The organism is Natronorubrum texcoconense (genome assembly GCF_900100335.1).
Lineage (GTDB): Archaea > Halobacteriota > Halobacteria > Halobacteriales > Natrialbaceae > Natronorubrum > Natronorubrum texcoconense.
In genome coordinates this window covers 296000-311118 of sequence record NZ_FNFE01000005.1, presented here as the reverse complement: position 1 = coordinate 311118, position 15119 = coordinate 296000, and the positions used below count along the sequence as shown (strand labels likewise).

10 protein-coding genes are annotated in these 15119 nt (G+C 62.9%); 5 read left to right on the top strand and 5 right to left on the bottom strand.

The genetic code is table 11. From position 1 onward, the window contains the following. Positions 1–199 precede the first annotated feature (199 nt). The 3 genes from BLT08_RS16205 to BLT08_RS16195 form a co-directional block, all read right to left on the bottom strand. Positions 200–1984, bottom strand: coding sequence for a hypothetical protein (locus BLT08_RS16205; protein WP_245724251.1), 1785 nt, complete (start codon positions 1982–1984; stop codon positions 200–202). Between the two features lie 377 nt (positions 1985–2361). Further along, on the bottom strand, positions 2362–4176 hold the full coding sequence (locus tag BLT08_RS16200; protein ID WP_245724250.1) for a midas domain-containing protein: 1815 nt from the start codon (positions 4174–4176) through the stop codon (positions 2362–2364). A 472-nt stretch (positions 4177–4648) separates the two neighbouring features. Further along, positions 4649–5281, bottom strand: a complete 633-nt coding sequence (locus BLT08_RS16195; RefSeq protein ID WP_090309946.1) for a hypothetical protein — start codon at positions 5279–5281, stop codon at positions 4649–4651. Between the two features lie 200 nt (positions 5282–5481). On the opposite strand from BLT08_RS16195, the gene BLT08_RS16190 reads away from it, so the two are divergent. After that, entirely contained in the window at positions 5482–6531 is a 1050-nt protein-coding gene (locus BLT08_RS16190) for a DUF4352 domain-containing protein (protein ID WP_090309944.1), read from the top strand. A 655-nt stretch (positions 6532–7186) separates the two neighbouring features. On the opposite strand, the gene BLT08_RS16180 is transcribed toward BLT08_RS16190, so the two are convergent. Further along, positions 7187–7699 (bottom strand): Lrp/AsnC family transcriptional regulator, encoded by a 513-nt coding sequence (locus tag BLT08_RS16180; protein WP_090309941.1) that lies wholly within the window; start codon positions 7697–7699, stop codon positions 7187–7189. A gap of 360 nt (positions 7700–8059) precedes the next feature. Here BLT08_RS16180 and BLT08_RS16175 point away from each other — a divergent pair, with 360 nt between their 5' ends. The 3 genes from BLT08_RS16175 to BLT08_RS16165 all read left to right on the top strand — a co-directional run bounded on the left by BLT08_RS16175 (position 8060) and on the right by BLT08_RS16165 (position 11956). After that, positions 8060–9421, top strand: a complete 1362-nt coding sequence (locus BLT08_RS16175) for an aminotransferase family protein (protein ID WP_090309938.1) — start codon at positions 8060–8062, stop codon at positions 9419–9421. Between the two features lie 125 nt (positions 9422–9546). Then, a complete protein-coding gene (locus tag BLT08_RS16170; protein ID WP_090309935.1) occupies positions 9547–10719 on the top strand; it encodes an MFS transporter in 1173 nt (390 codons plus the stop codon). A gap of 79 nt (positions 10720–10798) precedes the next feature. After that, positions 10799–11956, top strand: a complete 1158-nt coding sequence (locus BLT08_RS16165; RefSeq protein WP_090309932.1) for an MFS transporter — start codon at positions 10799–10801, stop codon at positions 11954–11956. Between the two features lie 74 nt (positions 11957–12030). Here BLT08_RS16165 and BLT08_RS16160 read toward each other — a convergent pair whose 3' ends face one another. Beyond that, positions 12031–13422, bottom strand: a complete 1392-nt coding sequence (locus tag BLT08_RS16160; protein WP_090309930.1) for an ATP-binding protein — start codon at positions 13420–13422, stop codon at positions 12031–12033. A gap of 140 nt (positions 13423–13562) precedes the next feature. On the opposite strand from BLT08_RS16160, the gene BLT08_RS16155 reads away from it, so the two are divergent. Next, the gene (locus BLT08_RS16155) at positions 13563–15098 is read left to right on the top strand and encodes an aldehyde dehydrogenase family protein (protein WP_090309928.1); all 1536 of its coding nucleotides are present in this window, start codon (positions 13563–13565) and stop codon (positions 15096–15098) included. The last annotated feature ends 21 nt before the right edge of the window (positions 15099–15119 follow it).

Sequence of the window (15119 nt, the reverse complement as noted above, 5' to 3'; positions counted from 1 at the left end):
TGTCGACGGACGATACCGACTCCCTCGCGGACTCACGTCTGGATGGTCGACGTGACCGAAGGTGGTCTCACGGGTGTACGACGGAGTCGCTCCGGTCGATATCATAACCTCGTTCGTCGACTCGATCGACGTCCGATGCGGCTGCTCTCGAGTCGTCGACGGTGCCACAAAAAAGAGCCGACGGGTCGCGTTCGCGTCTCTAGCCGAGGATGGCGGACACGAGGTTCCCGAATGCGTTGCCGATGCTCGAGGTCACGCTGGAGCGCTCGGTGCTTTCGGAGTTGTCGCTGTCGTCGTCCGCGTCGGAGTCGCCGTGGCCGCAGTTGGAGTCGTAGGACTCGTCGAAGCTACTGTCGTCGGACTCGCTCTGGGAGCTCACGCTCTCGGAGTCAGTGTCGGAGTCGCTTCGGGTGCTGTCCCGACTGTCGACGTCGCTGTCGCTGTCGCTGCTGTCGAGGCTGGACTCGCTCTGGCTGTCGGTACTGCTCTCGCTACGGTCGCTCTGGCTGCTGTCGGAGGCGCTGTCCGCGTCGCTGCTGGACTCGCTCTCGACGTCCTTCGTCTCGCTGGTGTCGACGCCAGCGTCGCTCTCGCTGTCGGTGTCGAGTTCGGACTCGCTGCTCTCGCTGCGGTCGTTCTCGCTCACGTCGCTCTCGTCGGTGGTCGTGCTCTGGTCGTTCTCGCTGTAGGTGCGGTCGCTCGAGACTTCGTGCTCGTCGTTCGCGCTGCTACTGCGTTCGTTGTCGTTGTCCGTGCTGTCTAGGCTACTATCCTGTTGGTCGCTCTGGGTGTCGCTGCTGTCGCTCGTGTTCTGATCGCTGGCGGACTCGCTGTGGGTCCGGTCGCTGTCGGCGGTACTCGCGTCGCGGTCGCTCTGGTCGAGGGAGCTCTCGGAGCCGTGACGGTCGCTCTTGCTCGCGTCGCGTTCAGATTCGTCGCTCGAACTCGAGTCGCTGTCGCTGTCGGAGCTCGTGCGGTCGCTCTGGGTGCGGTCGTTCTGACTCGCGTCGCGCTCCGATTCGTCGAAGGCGCTCTCGCTCACGCTGCGGTCGCTCTCGCTCGAGTCCGTTTCGCTCTGTGAGCTCTCGTCTGAGTCGCTGTCGCTGCTGCTATCGATGCGGTCGAAGGTGTCGCGATCGTTCTCGCCGCGGTCGCTCGAGTCGCGTTCGTCGTGTTCGGAATCGCTCGAACTGTCGGCGCTCTCGCTCTCGTCGCTCTCGCTCTCCTCGGAGTCGCTCTCGCTCTCGTCGAGGCTGTGGTCGCTCGTGTCGCGTTCGCTCTCGGAGCTGTCGCTCTCTTCGACGTCGCTCTCTTCGAGGTCACTCGAGCTGTCGCTCTCGTCCGAGGAACTCGAATTACGCTCGCTCACGTCGACGTCGGCGTCGTCGTGGTCGATGTCGCTGGAGTTCGAGTCGCTCGAACTCTCGTCGGTAGAGCTGTCGGTCTCGTCCGTGTCGCTCGAACTGTCGCTGGCGCTCGAGTCGCTCGCGTCCGAGGCGCTGTCGTTGGCGCTCGAGTCGCTCTCGCTGAGCGTGCTGTCCCTGTCGGACTCGCTCTCGCTACGCTCGCTGACGTCGCGGTCGAGGTCGGTTTCGCTCTCGTCGACCTCGACGTCCGCGTCGTCGACGTTGCTTTGACTCTCGCTGCGGTCGCTCTCGTCGACGTTGCTGACGGTGCGCTCGCTGCTCGAGTCGCGCTGTTCGTCGCGGTCGCTCTCGTCGAACGTGCTTCCGTCGCGGTCGGACGCGCTGTCGCTCGAACTGTCGCGGTCGCTTTGGTCGAGATCGCTCTCGTCGACGTCGCTGGAGCTATCGCTCGCGCTGTCACTTTCGCTCAGATCGGCGTCGTTCGAACTCTCTCGGAGGTCGCTACTGGAGCGATCTCGGTCGCTGCTACTGTCCCGCTGACTTTCCTCCTCGTCGGCGGCCGTCGACGTACTGTCCTCGACGGATTCATCCGCGTCACACCGATCGTCCACTTGCATGCTGGCGCCGGAGCTCGCTCCAGCCACCCCGCTTACGCCGGCCGCGCCGGACAGCAACAAGAGACAAACCACTGTGAGGGTTGCTAATTTCTGTTTCATGCTATGCTCGAAACCTATCCCGTAGGTCACTGCCCTCTTTGCCGGATGGTGTTAAGAACTGGAGACGAAGCCACGGGGAGATACGGGGGAGATCGGACCCACTGACGGCGATCGGGCGCCGAACGGAACGCGGCCACCGTTCGGAACTCACCTGACGTGCGAGAAACGCCGTCCCCGCGGAGACGGCTCCCCACTGAGAGCCGTGCGACGGTGCCCCTGATCGTCTGCGAACCGAAACGCCGAAAAATAGCGGCCGAAACTGTCGGGTCGGTTCCGTCTCACTCGAGTTTGCTGACGTCGACGTCGTACGATCCGTTATCGTTCTCGACGAGGACGCCCTTTCGCTCGAGCTCCTGCGGACTGTCGCCGGTGACGATCATACGCTCCGAAACCGTCTCACAGTCCGAATCTGTCGTCTGTTCGCGTTCACTCTGGTCGCGTTCGCTCTGTGTTCGTTCGCTCTCGCTGTCGGCGTCGGACTCGCTACGGTCGCTGTCGCGCGTCTCGAGGCCGCGCTCGCGCTCGCTCTGGTCGCGCTGACTGTCGCGTTCGCTCTCGTCCGCGCGCTCGCTGCGGTCGCGTTCGCTCTCGTCTCGGTCGCTGTCGCGGTCGCTGGTCCGTTCGCGTTCGGTGTCGGTGTCCTGACGCTCGTCGATTCCCGTGTCGCTCTCGCTCTCGGTGTCGAGTGCGGACTCGGTCGACTCGCTGCGCTCGCGCTCGCTCTCGTCGCGTTCGTCGGAGTGCGTACTCCCGTCGCGTTCGCTCGAGGTACGGTCGCTGTCACTGCCGCGGTCGGTACGGTCGCTCTCGTTGCGTTCGGAGTCGTTATCTGTGGTGTCGAGACTCGTATCGCGCTGCTCGCTCGCCGATTCGCTGCGATCTCCGGCGAACTCTTCGCTGTCGAAGTCTGCGCGGGAACTGTCGCGTTCGGCGCTACTCGCCTCCCGATCGCTCTGGTCGAGGTCGCTCTCGCTACCCGCTCGAGTGCTTTCGGAGTCGTCGAGGGCGGACTCGACGCTCTCGCCGCGGAACGATTCGCTGTTGAAGTCGTTCCTGTCGCTTTCGCTACGGTCGCTCTCGCTCGCCTCGCGATCGCTCTCCTCGCGTTCCGACTCGTTCGTTTCGCTCTCGCCGTCGCGTTCGTTCCGCTCGCTCGATTCACTCGCTTCGCTGTCGTTGACGTTTTCGGCGTCGACGTCGTCACCGCGATCGAATCGGTCCGCATCGATCCGTTCGGAGTCCGTCCCGCTCGCGGACTGATCGCTCTCGTCGCTCGAATTGGCCTCGTGCTCGCCCTCGCGCTCGTCGCGTTCGCCGTCGATGACGTCGCGTTCGCTTTCGTCCGCGGTGCGTTCTTCGAGGTCGCGTTCGTCGGATGTCGTCTCGCTCTCGTTCGCTTCGGTATCGCTACTGTCGCGTTCGCTCACGTCACGCTCCGCATCGTCGTGGTCGACGTCGCTCTCGCTGCGATCGCTCGCGCTCTCGTCGGCGGAACTCCCGCTTTCGGCGATGTCGTTCGAACTCTCGCTGGCACTCGCCTCGTTCTCGTCGGCGGCGCTGTCGCTGGCGCTCGAGTCGCTCTCGCTGTGCGTGCTGTCGGCGTCCGACTCGCTCGCGTCGCGTTCGCTGACATCGTGCTCGCTGTCGCGCTCGCTTTCGTCGATCTCGACGTCCGTGTCGTCGGTTTCGCTCTCGCTGACGTCGCGTTCGCTCTCGTCGACGTCGCTCGCGTCGCGCTCGCTGCTCGAGTCGCGTTGTTCGTCGCGGTCGTTCACGTCGGAGCTGCTGCCGTCGCGATCGTACTCGCTGTCGGAGCTGCGATCGCTCTCGCTGACGTCGCGATCGCTCTCGTCGACTGCGCTCGAACTGTCGCGCTCGCTGTCGCTCTCGCTGACGTCGTAGTCGCGTTCGTTTTCGCGGTGATCGTTATTCGCCCGGTCCCGCTCGCTCTCGCTTTGACTCTCTCGCTCGTCGATCTCGTTCGTGATATCGACAGTTTCGTCCAGGTGTTCGCTCACGTCGCATCGCTCGTCGTCAAGTGTGTAGATGACGGTCTGGTCGTCACCGTTCGTGACGGAACCAGTCGCTGCCACGACACCACCTAACACCACGAGAGCAATCAACGCGATGACACCGACTCGATCTATCATGTGTGTCTATCCAATATCTAGTATGACTGCCAGTTACGCTGTAGGTCGGTCTCTAGACTGGTCGCTCTTCGGTGGTTACGGTCAAATAGAGACGACGAAGGGTAGGGAAGAATCGCGGTAAAAGCTGGCTGTTCGGAGATTCAGACTGGGATACTATGACTCCACGCTACGCTGCTTACTCGGCTTCAGGCGGCAATTGATACAGTAGTAGCCGTGGTATCTATTCTCCTGCTCGTACGTGTGGCCACAGGTAATGCACAGTGACGGGTTCTGGTACGTCATACACCGTCTCGAACGCCGGGCAGGATCGTATAGGGTCGGTGAACGACGGCGTAGGTTAGGAGACAAATCACCCGCGTTAGATCCTCGTTCCCGTCTCCAGGCGCCTCGGATGATTAGGATCCGAAGTGGCCGCTCAGTCACCGGATCGGACGACGATTTCGACGGTATCACCCGCTCCATCACCCGCCTCGTCGACGGATTCGACGCCCTCGAGCACGTGCTCCTGCGGATCGACCGCCTCGCCGTCGACGGTCACGCTGACGTCGTCACCGTCCGCCTCGGCGAACGTCTGCCCGTCGACGGTGAACGTGTCGGCCGTCACGTCCATGCCGAGCGTCTCGAGGGCGTATTCGATCGTGACACCATCGCAATGGGTGTGCCAGACCTGCGCGTCGCTTTCGTGGAAGTGGAAACAGCCGTCGGCTTCGACGTACCGCGGCTCGGTAAACTCGACGGTGGTATCATCGTACTGAACGGTGAGCAGCCCGTGTTCGTGTATCTGAGCCGTCGCGTCGGGTTGGACGGCCGCGGAACTGGCGTCGGCGCCGGAACCGAGGAACACCAGACTGTATCCCAGAACGAACACGACGAGGATGACGCCGGCGCCCGCGTAAAACGCCAGATTTCGGCGCTTCGACTCGTCGGACGGCGGCCCCACTCGTCGTTCGTCGATCCCCGTCAGCTCGTCGGCGTGTGTCCGCCTGAGGTGCGTCTCGTAGTCGTCGTCGGGAACGGCGTCCCCGCAGTAGGTACAGTGCGTTGTCATCGGCGTTAGAAGACGAACAGGCGTCGACGGAGTATGAAGAGGGGTCGAAGAATCGGGTCGCTACTCGTCGCGGGACCTCGGCTGTGGAGCAACGTTCCCATCACTTCCACGGAACGACTACCGCCACTTCCACGCGATGCTTCCCCGTTCGGCGAGCGTCTTCACCCACTGTACTTCTCCCACCGGGACCGGTACCGACTATGGACCGTATCGACCGTCGAACGTACCTCGCGTTGATCGGAGGTGGAGCGATCGCTATTGCCGGCTGCACGAGCGACGGGGAGGACGAAACGGAGGCGGGTGACGACGACGAAACACGATCGAAAACTGAGACGGACGGCTCCGCTTCGAGTGACGAGCTTGGTAGCGCGGACGAGAGCGACGAGTCGGACGCGGCGACTCCCGAGTTCGGGGTCGGAGACCGCCTCGAGGTGGGTGACCTGCACGTCGTCGTCGCCGATCTGGATCTGGTCGCGGACGTCGTGACCGGATCGGACCGCGAGGTTCTCGAGGCGGACGACGGAGCGGCGTTCGCGGTCGTCGACCTCGCGCTCCAGCACGTCGGTGACGAGGCGGTGGTGGACGTCGACGACACGGTAACGGTCACCCTTAGCGACGAAGACGGCGAGACGTACGACCGCGTCGACGAACTCGACGCTGCGGCGCTCGATCCAACCGAGCGTCACCTTGCACCCGGCGAAGTCGTTCGGGGCGATCTCGTTTACGACGTCGACGACGATATCGAGGGACTCGTGCTCGAACTCGAGTCACTGCCGTCGGGCGAGACCGCCACTATCGACCTCGACACGAAGCGGGACGCAGCCGCCAGCGAATCGCTCGAACACGACCTCACCGACGACGCGCTCGGTTTTTCTCAGGGAGTCGAACGAGCGGGGATCGAAGTTACGGTGGCGAGCCTCGAGCACGGAAACAACCTCGGCGGGTTCATGCAGTCCGACGAAGGGTACGAGATCATCGCGATCGGTGTTCTCGTCGAGAACGGGAGCGGACGCGATCGAACGCTCTCGGCGGAACAGGTTCAGCTCAAGGATGAATTCGGACGAATCCACGGCGAAACGTCGGGTATATTACCAGCGCTCGAAGACTTCGACGGCACAACCCTAAACGCCGGTGAGGAACACGAAAGTAAAATCGCCTATCAGGTCGAAGAAGGGCTCTCCGAACTGTACTGGGTGTTCGACTTCACCGAGTGGGGCGAGGACCAACGAGTAATCTGGCAATTACGCTGAGTAATTGAGAGTTACCGTTCAGAATTAGACTGATAGGCTCACTTCGCCGACTCGGGGCTCTTCGCGGAGAAAGCCCGCATTGCGATGTGTGGCAACACTGCCACGGCGAACGCCCAGACCAGCGCGAAGCCGATGTAGGTCTCGATAGGGAGCCGCCGGTTTCTGCCAGTCGAGGCGCCTCGAGAACCGGTGCGGACATCGAGTAGCCGAAGTAGCGGAAGCTGATGACCCAGATCACCGCGAACAGACCCCACATCAGAACACCCTGCAGGAAGTCGGTTGCGGTGATCGCCCACATTCCGTCGATGCTCAACTCCGGCGAGTACAGGACCGGCAGGTAGACGACGAGGAGTCAGACTACGCACGCTACGGTCATGACTTTCGACACCGGATCGAGGTAGAACCAGCCACTCGTCTCGATCGAACGGGTGGATTCTTTCGATTCGGTATTCGTACGCTGAGCCATGTCCACCAACCCCCTCCGATTCGGATTGACTATGGGAATAATTTCTATACTGAGGGACAGTTGTAAAGTCTGCGGCTGTAATTATTACTATACGGGACCGAATCAACGATGCGAGTCGCTGTGCTCGTCGAACGAGAAACGAAGAAATCACGGTTCAGTCGCCGACACGGTACGACCGCTGCGTTGGACTCACTTCGCGAGCGTTCCGTCGTCCAACAGTTTCTCGAGGTCGTCGTCGTCGTAGTTGACCAGGAGTCGGGATTCGTCCTTGAACGTCTTGAGAACGATGTGCGTCGAGGAGTGTTCGACGCCGTCTGTATGAATGATCTCGTCGATCAGCGCCTGGAGGTGTTCGTGATCGCGAAGGCGAGAGACCAGGGTGAACGACATTTCCCCGAGCATGAAGTACACCGACTGGACGCCGGACAGTTCCGTGAGTCGGTCGCCGATGTCGTCGTAGCCGGGACCGTACTCGCTTTTGATCTCCGTGATGGCAGTGAGTTCGAAGCCGAGTTTCTGGTGGTCGATATCCGCCACGTTCCCCTGGAGGATCCCCTTTTCACGGTAGTTATCCAGACGGTAGTAGATCGTCGAGGTACTGATCCCGAGCTCTTCGCTCAGCTGATCGACGTCGATTTCTCCCTCTCGGTCCAACCAGCGCAGGATCTCGAGGTCGTTCTCGTCAAGATTGAGTTCTACCATACTCGAACACGGGGAGAGGACGAGTATATAGATTGTTACAGCTATCGAAAAGCGGGTGGAATGTTAGACGGGTTCCAATCCCGTGCTATCGACGTAGGCGAGCCTCGATCAGATAGCATTCTTCAGCGAGGGAAATCCGATCGACGACACGCACGGTGGGACGAATCACGTAAATCGGCCCGTACGACGCGAGCGGTGGAGCTTTTTTCACGGCGATTCGAGAGGGTATCGCGCGTGCCGCCCTTCGACTGAACTCTGTTATTGTGCCCATTCCAAATTAAAAACCAATAGATTAGAAATAGGACTGATTTCGGCCCCTTCAGCAAGATTTATTTTAGCATACCCCATCTAGAGTCGTATATGGCCAACACAGCGAACCTGTTTTATAAGTGGGGCGGGGGAATGAAGCCGGATTTTCCCCGGATCCGCTCCGCTCACGACGAATTTCTCGTTACCGAAGATGGACGCGAACTCGTCGACGCTGCGGCGGGTGCCGCGGTCGTCAACCTCGGCCACTCCGTGGAGGGCGTCGAGAGCGTCGCTGATGCGCAGCTCTCGGAACTGTCCTATCTGAGCCTCTCGCACTTCTCTCACGAGGCGCCGGAAGCGCTGGCCGAAACGCTGGCTGCGGTATCCCCCGGCGATCTGAACGCCGCGTTCTTCGTAAACTCCGGGAGCGAAGCGAACGAGATGGCGTTCAAACTCGCCAGAGCGTACCACCGGGAGACGGGGAACCCGCACAAGAGCACGATCATCGGCCGCTGGCAATCCTACCACGGTGCAACCCTCGGCGCGCTATCCGCGACCGGTAACACGTCCCGTCGATCCGAGTACGAACCACTGCTCCACGGCTGGCCCCACGTTCCGCCGGCGTACCCCTACCGCTGGGAGTACGAGGGAACGCCCGAGGAGCAAGCGATCGCCGCCGCTGCGGAACTGGAGACGACGATCAAGCAGGAAGGACCGGAGACGGTCGCGGCGTTCATCGCGGAGCCCGTTTCAGGGGCGAGCATCCCCGCGGCCCACCCGCATCCCGCCTATTTCCAAGAAGTCCGTCGCATCTGCGACGAGTACGATGTCCTCTTCATCGCGGATGAGGTGATGACCGGGTTCGGCCGAACGGGGACGATGTTCGCGATGGAACACTTCGACGTTGTTCCGGACATGATGGCCCTCGGCAAGGGGTTGTCGGGCGGCTACGCTCCGATCAGTGCGACGATGGTTCGAGACGAGATCGCCGACGAGTTCGAGAACGGCACCGGTCGGTCGTTTTCGCACGGCCACACCTTCGGCGGAAACCCGCTTTCGGCGGCGATCGCAGCCCACGTCGTCGACCAGTACACGGATTCTGTGTTGCAAACGGGACGGAAACGCGGCGAGTTGCTGGCTGCGGAACTCGAGCCCCTAGCCGACAACCCGATCGTCGGCGACTTCCGACAGATCGGTGCGATGATCGGTATCGAGTTCGTCGCAGACCGCGACACTGGCGAGCCGTTCGATCCCGATCTCAACGTCAACGGCCGCGTCTACGACCGTGCGCTCGAGCGCGGCGTTTACACCTATCCGGGATCGGGCTCGGTCGACGGGCTGAAAGGCGATCACCTCATGCTCTCGCCGCCGTTAACGATCAGCGAACCGTCGGTCAGGATCGTCGCGGAGGCGGTTACCGATGCGGTCGACGCCGTCGCCGAATCGGTCGCGCCGCACACCGTCTCGAACTGAGCCGTCGTCGGGGCGTCGTCACGGAAATTCGTTTTCGAGCGATTCTCCCAGAGTGAACGGTCCGCTTCCGGCCGCTTTCATCACGTATATCTGCACCTATCGGCTATCCGATCGATAGAGATCTAATGCGCTGGCACTATCGGACGACGGTTCTCGCGTTGTGTCTCCTCGCGTTCTTTGTCACCTACTTTGCACGAATGGCGATCAGTCCGGTCATCCCGTTCATCGCCGACGACTTCGACGTCTCCAACACGCAGATCGGGTTCGCCCTGTCGGGTATGTGGCTCGCCTACGGGCTTTCACAGTTCCCGAGCGGTGTCCTCGGCGACCGGTTCGGAGAAAAGCGGGTGATACTCGTGGCCGTCGGCGGTACGGCGGTTGCCAGTCTTTTGCTCGCGTTCGCCCCGGTGTTCGCCGCGTTCGTCCTCTTCGCCGTCCTCCTCGGACTGGTCGCGGGGCTGCACTACACCGTCGCGGTGACGCTGCTGTCACGGACGTACGACGAACTGGGACGAGCCGTCGGGATCCATTCGATGGGCGGCCCGTTCGCGGGGCTGGTCGCCCCCGTCGTGGCGGCGTGGGTCGGCGTTCGGTTCGGCTGGCGGCCGGCGGTGGCGCTCGCGCTCGTCGTCGGACTGCCGGTGTTCGCGCTGTTCGCCTGGCGGATCCGACCGACCGAGCCGCGACGGCCGGCCCAGCCGATGCGCGAGCGGTTCGAACTCGACGCCGTGGTCGAACTCGTCTCGAGACCGTCGATCGCGTTCACGCTCGTGATCGCCATGCTCGGGACGTTCGTCGTGCAGGGCCTGCTCACGTTTCTCCCGACGTTTTTCATCGAACACCACCGGTACTCGGCGACGCACGCTGGCGTGGCTTTTTCGGTGTTTTTCGTCGTCCGAACCGTCGGCCAGTTCGTGTTGGGCGAACTCTCCGATCGGTACGGTCGCGACCTCGCGATCGGTGCGTCGATGCTCGGCGGGGCTGTCGGCCTGCTCGGACTGGTCGCCGGCGCGAGTTCGGTTGTGCTCGGCGCGTCCGTGATCCTCGCCGGATTCGGCTCGAGTTTCTTCGCGGCGCTCGATCCGCGCTTTCTCGACAAGCTCGGACACGCCGAACGCGGGTCGGGCTTCGGCCTCGTTCGGACGGTCTACACCGTCGTCGGCTCCGCGGGGTCGGTCGGCGCGGGGCTGTTCGCGGACCTGTTCGGGTGGGGAACGTCGTTTCTGATACTTGCCGTCCTGTTCGCGATCACGTTCGCCGCGCTCGCCGGCAATCGGCTGCTCGAGCTCGGCTACTGATAGGTAGTCTGTCGTCGATTTTCGATCTGCACCGATCCGATTTCGGAAGCCTTGAGACCTCCTGTCGAAAACACCGACCGTGTCTCGATCCCGACTGTTTGCCTCCCTCTGTGGACTGGTCTTTCTCCTCAATCTCGCCAGAATCATCTTCGCACCGCTGCTGGACGTCATCATCGCGGAGTTCTCGATCGGCGAGGCGACCGCCGGACTCCTCGTCACGCTCGCGTGGGTCGGAAGTGCGGCCCCCCGCTTACCGACGGGGTGGCTCCTGACGAAGGTCCCCAGACACTCCGTCGTGATCGGGTCCGGAGCGATTCTCACTGTCGCCTCCGGGTTCGCCGCGACCGCGACATCGGTTCGCCACCTCATGGTCGGTGCCTTCCTGATGGGTATCGCCTCCGGCGTCTACTTCGTCTCGGCGAACCCGTTTTTGAGCGAGCTGTATCCGGACCGCGTCGGGCACGTGATCGGCATTCACGGCGCCGCCAGTCAGATCGCCGCGGTGATTGCCGCTCCGCTCGTGGCGCTTACGCTCCTCGTCGACTGGCGACTCTCGCTGTGGGCGATCGCCGTCGGTGCGGCGGTGGTGACGGCGTACACGGGAGTCGCCGCGATGCGGACCGAGTTGCCGCGGGCGGGGAGCGAGGATCGAAACTTCGTCGCCGGCGCGCTGTCGGAGTGGCGGATCATCGTGACCGCGCTGGCGATCGTCGGCATCGCGTCGTTCATCTGGCAGGGCGTGTTCAACTTCTACGAGCTGTACATGCAGTCGAAGGGGCTCTCGCCTCGAGCCTCCGGACTAATGCTGACGATCGTCTTCGCCGCCGGCATTCCCGCGTTTTACTTCGGCGGCGATCTGGCCGACAGGCTCCCCCGCGTGCCGTATCTGCTCGGCGTCGTCGGAACGTTCGCCGGGACCCTCCTCGTGTTGACGACGGTGGACGGGCTCTTCGGATTGATAGTAATGTCGGGTGTCATCGGCTTCGTCATCCACGCGCTGTTTCCGGCGACGGATACGTTCCTCCTCGATACGCTCCCGGACTCGACGCGGGGGAGCGCCTACGCCGTCTTCAGCTCTCTGTGGATGCTCATTCAGGCGCTCGGCTCGTTCGTTCTGGGCGTCTTTATCGAAGGCGGCTACTCCTACGACGCGGTGTTCATCGCCGCTGGGCTCTTCCTCGGGGCGACGACTCTCGGCCTCGTTGTTCTCGAGCGAACGGGACGCCTGCCGAGTTGAACCGGCGCGTGAGCGCCCAGTCCTCCGCACCTCGTCTTCTGCCGCAAGAATCCTGGTGTTTCGAACGGCGGTGACTACGGGGCTGCAAGGAGCGCCTCGAGGTCCTCGAGCGTAACGAGCGACCAGTTATCGCCGACTTCGTCGTCGAGCCCATCGACGAACCCGCTTTTCGAGAAGAGGGCGAACCGTTCGTCTCGCGTCCCCGACCCCCACCGGACGCTTTCGGCCTTCGCTCGAAGGCTCTCGACGAGCGAGCGCCCGACGGGTTCGGCGGTCCACTTACACTCCGCGAGCAGGATTCGATCGTCGTCGGGTGCGAGACCGACGATATCGACCTCCTCTTCGCCGTACCACCACCGCCCGACCTCGGAGTACGGATCGACGTCACCGCGTCGGATCGCTTCCCAGATACCCTCCTGGCAGACGTCTTCGAACGTGGTTGCGACGTGGGAGGGGAGATCGGGTTCGATGGTCCCGTCGAAGACGACCGTCGGCGCCGCTTCGATGCTGGAACGGTTCGGTTCGACGTATCGGAACCAGAAGCGCAGGAACTCGTCGGCGACGCGATACCGGGATCGTTTGGACTTCTTTCCGGACGCGGTGACCGGGACGTCGCGGTCGATGAGTCGGAGTCGTCGGAGCGTCTGGAGGTATTTCGACAGCGGCCCCGGATCGATTCCCGTCGCCCCCGAAATCTCGTTCGGCGTCGTGTGGCCCAGCGCGACCGCCTCGAGGATACTCATGTATCGCGCAGGATTCCGCAACTCGGTGCGCAACAGGAACTCCGGCTCGTTGTAGAGGACGGCCGTCGGCGAGAGAATTCGCTTCTGGATGTTCTCGGCGAGCGATCGGTCGTAATCGAAGAGCGTGAGGTACATCGGCGTCCCGCCGGTGACCGAGTACGACCGAATCGCCGCCTCGAGATCGTACGAGATGACGTCTCGTGCCTGTCGGAACGAGAACGGCTGGAGATCGATCTGGCCCGTTCGACGGCCGTACAACGGACTTTCGTGGCCGAGTACCTCTGACTCCATGGTGCTCACGCTCGAGCCACAGAGCACGAGCATGGAGTCGGTGTCCCGCAGCTGTTCGTCGACGAACGCCTGGACGTACGACGGCACCGAGTCGTTCGCTTCGACCAGATAGGGAAACTCGTCGATGACGACGATCCGGTGCTCCGAAGCGAGCCGTTCACCGAGATACTCGAACGCGTCGTCCCAGCCGTCGATGCGCGGGACGCGGTCACCGAAGCTGTCGGCAATCTGCTGGACGAACTTCTCCCGCTGGCGATGTTCGGCTTCTTGAGCCGCGAGGAAGTAGCTGTGCGGACGATCTGCGCAGAACTCTTTGAGAAGTTCCGTTTTCCCGACACGGCGTCGCCCGTAGACGACGTAGAAATCGTGGCCGGGCGAGTCAGCGGCCGTCTCCAGCGCCGCGAGTTCGTCGTCCCGGTCGTAGAAGGTCATACTCTGGCTAATGATTAGTACGATAATGACCTTACGTGTTTCGGTGTGTCATCGGTTCTCTATCACGGGACCTCCGATCACTGTACCTCGACCGGTTCCGGAAGAGGAACCGTTATACGCTATCGCTAAGAGAAGACGGTGTGAGCCAACCGGCTACCAGTGGAGACTGTCTCCACTACATCGACGGTGAGTGGACCGACGGGAACGGGTCCGAAACGTTCTCGAGCGTAAATCCCGCGACGGGCGAGACGCTGGCGACGTTCCGACGCGGGACGGCCGACGACGTCGACGCCGCCCTCGAGGCCGCCGAAGACGCCTTCGACGAGTGGCGCGCCCTCTCGTATATCGACCGCGCGGAGTACCTCTGGGAAATCTACCACGAACTGCGCGAGCGCCACGAAGAACTCGGCGCGACCGTCTCGAAGGAGTGCGGGAAGGAGATCTCCGAAGGGAAGGCCGAGGTGACCGAAGCCTGGCACATGGTCGAGTGGGCCGCCGCGAACGCCCGCCATCCCCACGGCGACGTCGTCCCGAGCGAGGTCGCCTCCAAGGACGCCTACATGCGCCGCAAGCCCCGCGGCGTCGTCGGCTGCATCACCCCGTGGAACTTCCCCGTCGCGGTCCCGTTCTGGCAGATGGCCATCGCGCTGGTCGAGGGCAACACGATCGTCTGGAAACCCGCCGAGCAGACGCCGTGGACCGCCCAGATCGTCGCCGAGATGATGGACGACGCCGGGATTCCCAAGGGCGTTTTCAACTTAGTCCAGGGCTACGGCGACGCCGGCGCCGCTATCGTCGAGGACGCCCGCGTCGATACGGTGCAGTTTACCGGCTCCGCGGAAGTCGGCCACGAAATCGCGGGCAAAGTCGGCGGCGAACCCGGGAAACTCGCGGCCTGCGAGATGGGCGGCAAGAACGGCATCATCGTTACGGAACAGGCGGACCTGGACATCGCCGTCCACGCGGCGGTGATGTCGTCGTTCAAGACGACCGGCCAGCGCTGCGTCTCGAGCGAGCGCCTGATCGTCCACGAGGACGTCTACGACGAGTTCAAAGAACGGTTCGTCGAGATCGCGGAGAACGTCGCCGTGGGTGATCCGCTCGAGGCGGATACGTTCATGGGGCCGGCGATCGAGGCGGGCCACGTCGAGAAGATCCGCGAGCACAACGAACTGGCCGTCGAAGAGGGTGCAGAGGTGCTGGTCGACCGATTCGAACTCGGTGACGAGGAGATACCCGAGGGCCACGAAGAGGGCCACTGGGTCGGCCCGTTCGTCTACGAGATCGAGTACGACACCGACCTGCGCTGTCTCAAAGAGGAGTGTTTCGGCCCGCACGTCGCCCTCCTCGAGTACTCGGGCGATATCGACCGCGCGCTCGAGATCCACAACGACACGCCGTACGGGCTCTCCGGTGCGATCGTGTCGGAGGATTACCGCCAACTCAACCGGTTCCGCGACCGAGCCGAGATCGGACTCGCGTACGCGAACCTCCCGTGTATCGGCGCGGAGGTCCAGTTGCCCTTCGGCGGCGCGAAGAAGTCCGGCAACGGCTACCCGAGCGCCCGCGAGTCCATCGAGGCCGTCACCGAACGCACCGCCTGGACGCTGAACAACTCCAAAGAGATCGAGATGGCCCAGGGGCTGTCGGCCGACATTACGACGACCGACTCGTAGTCCCGGACGGCAGCTGAGGAC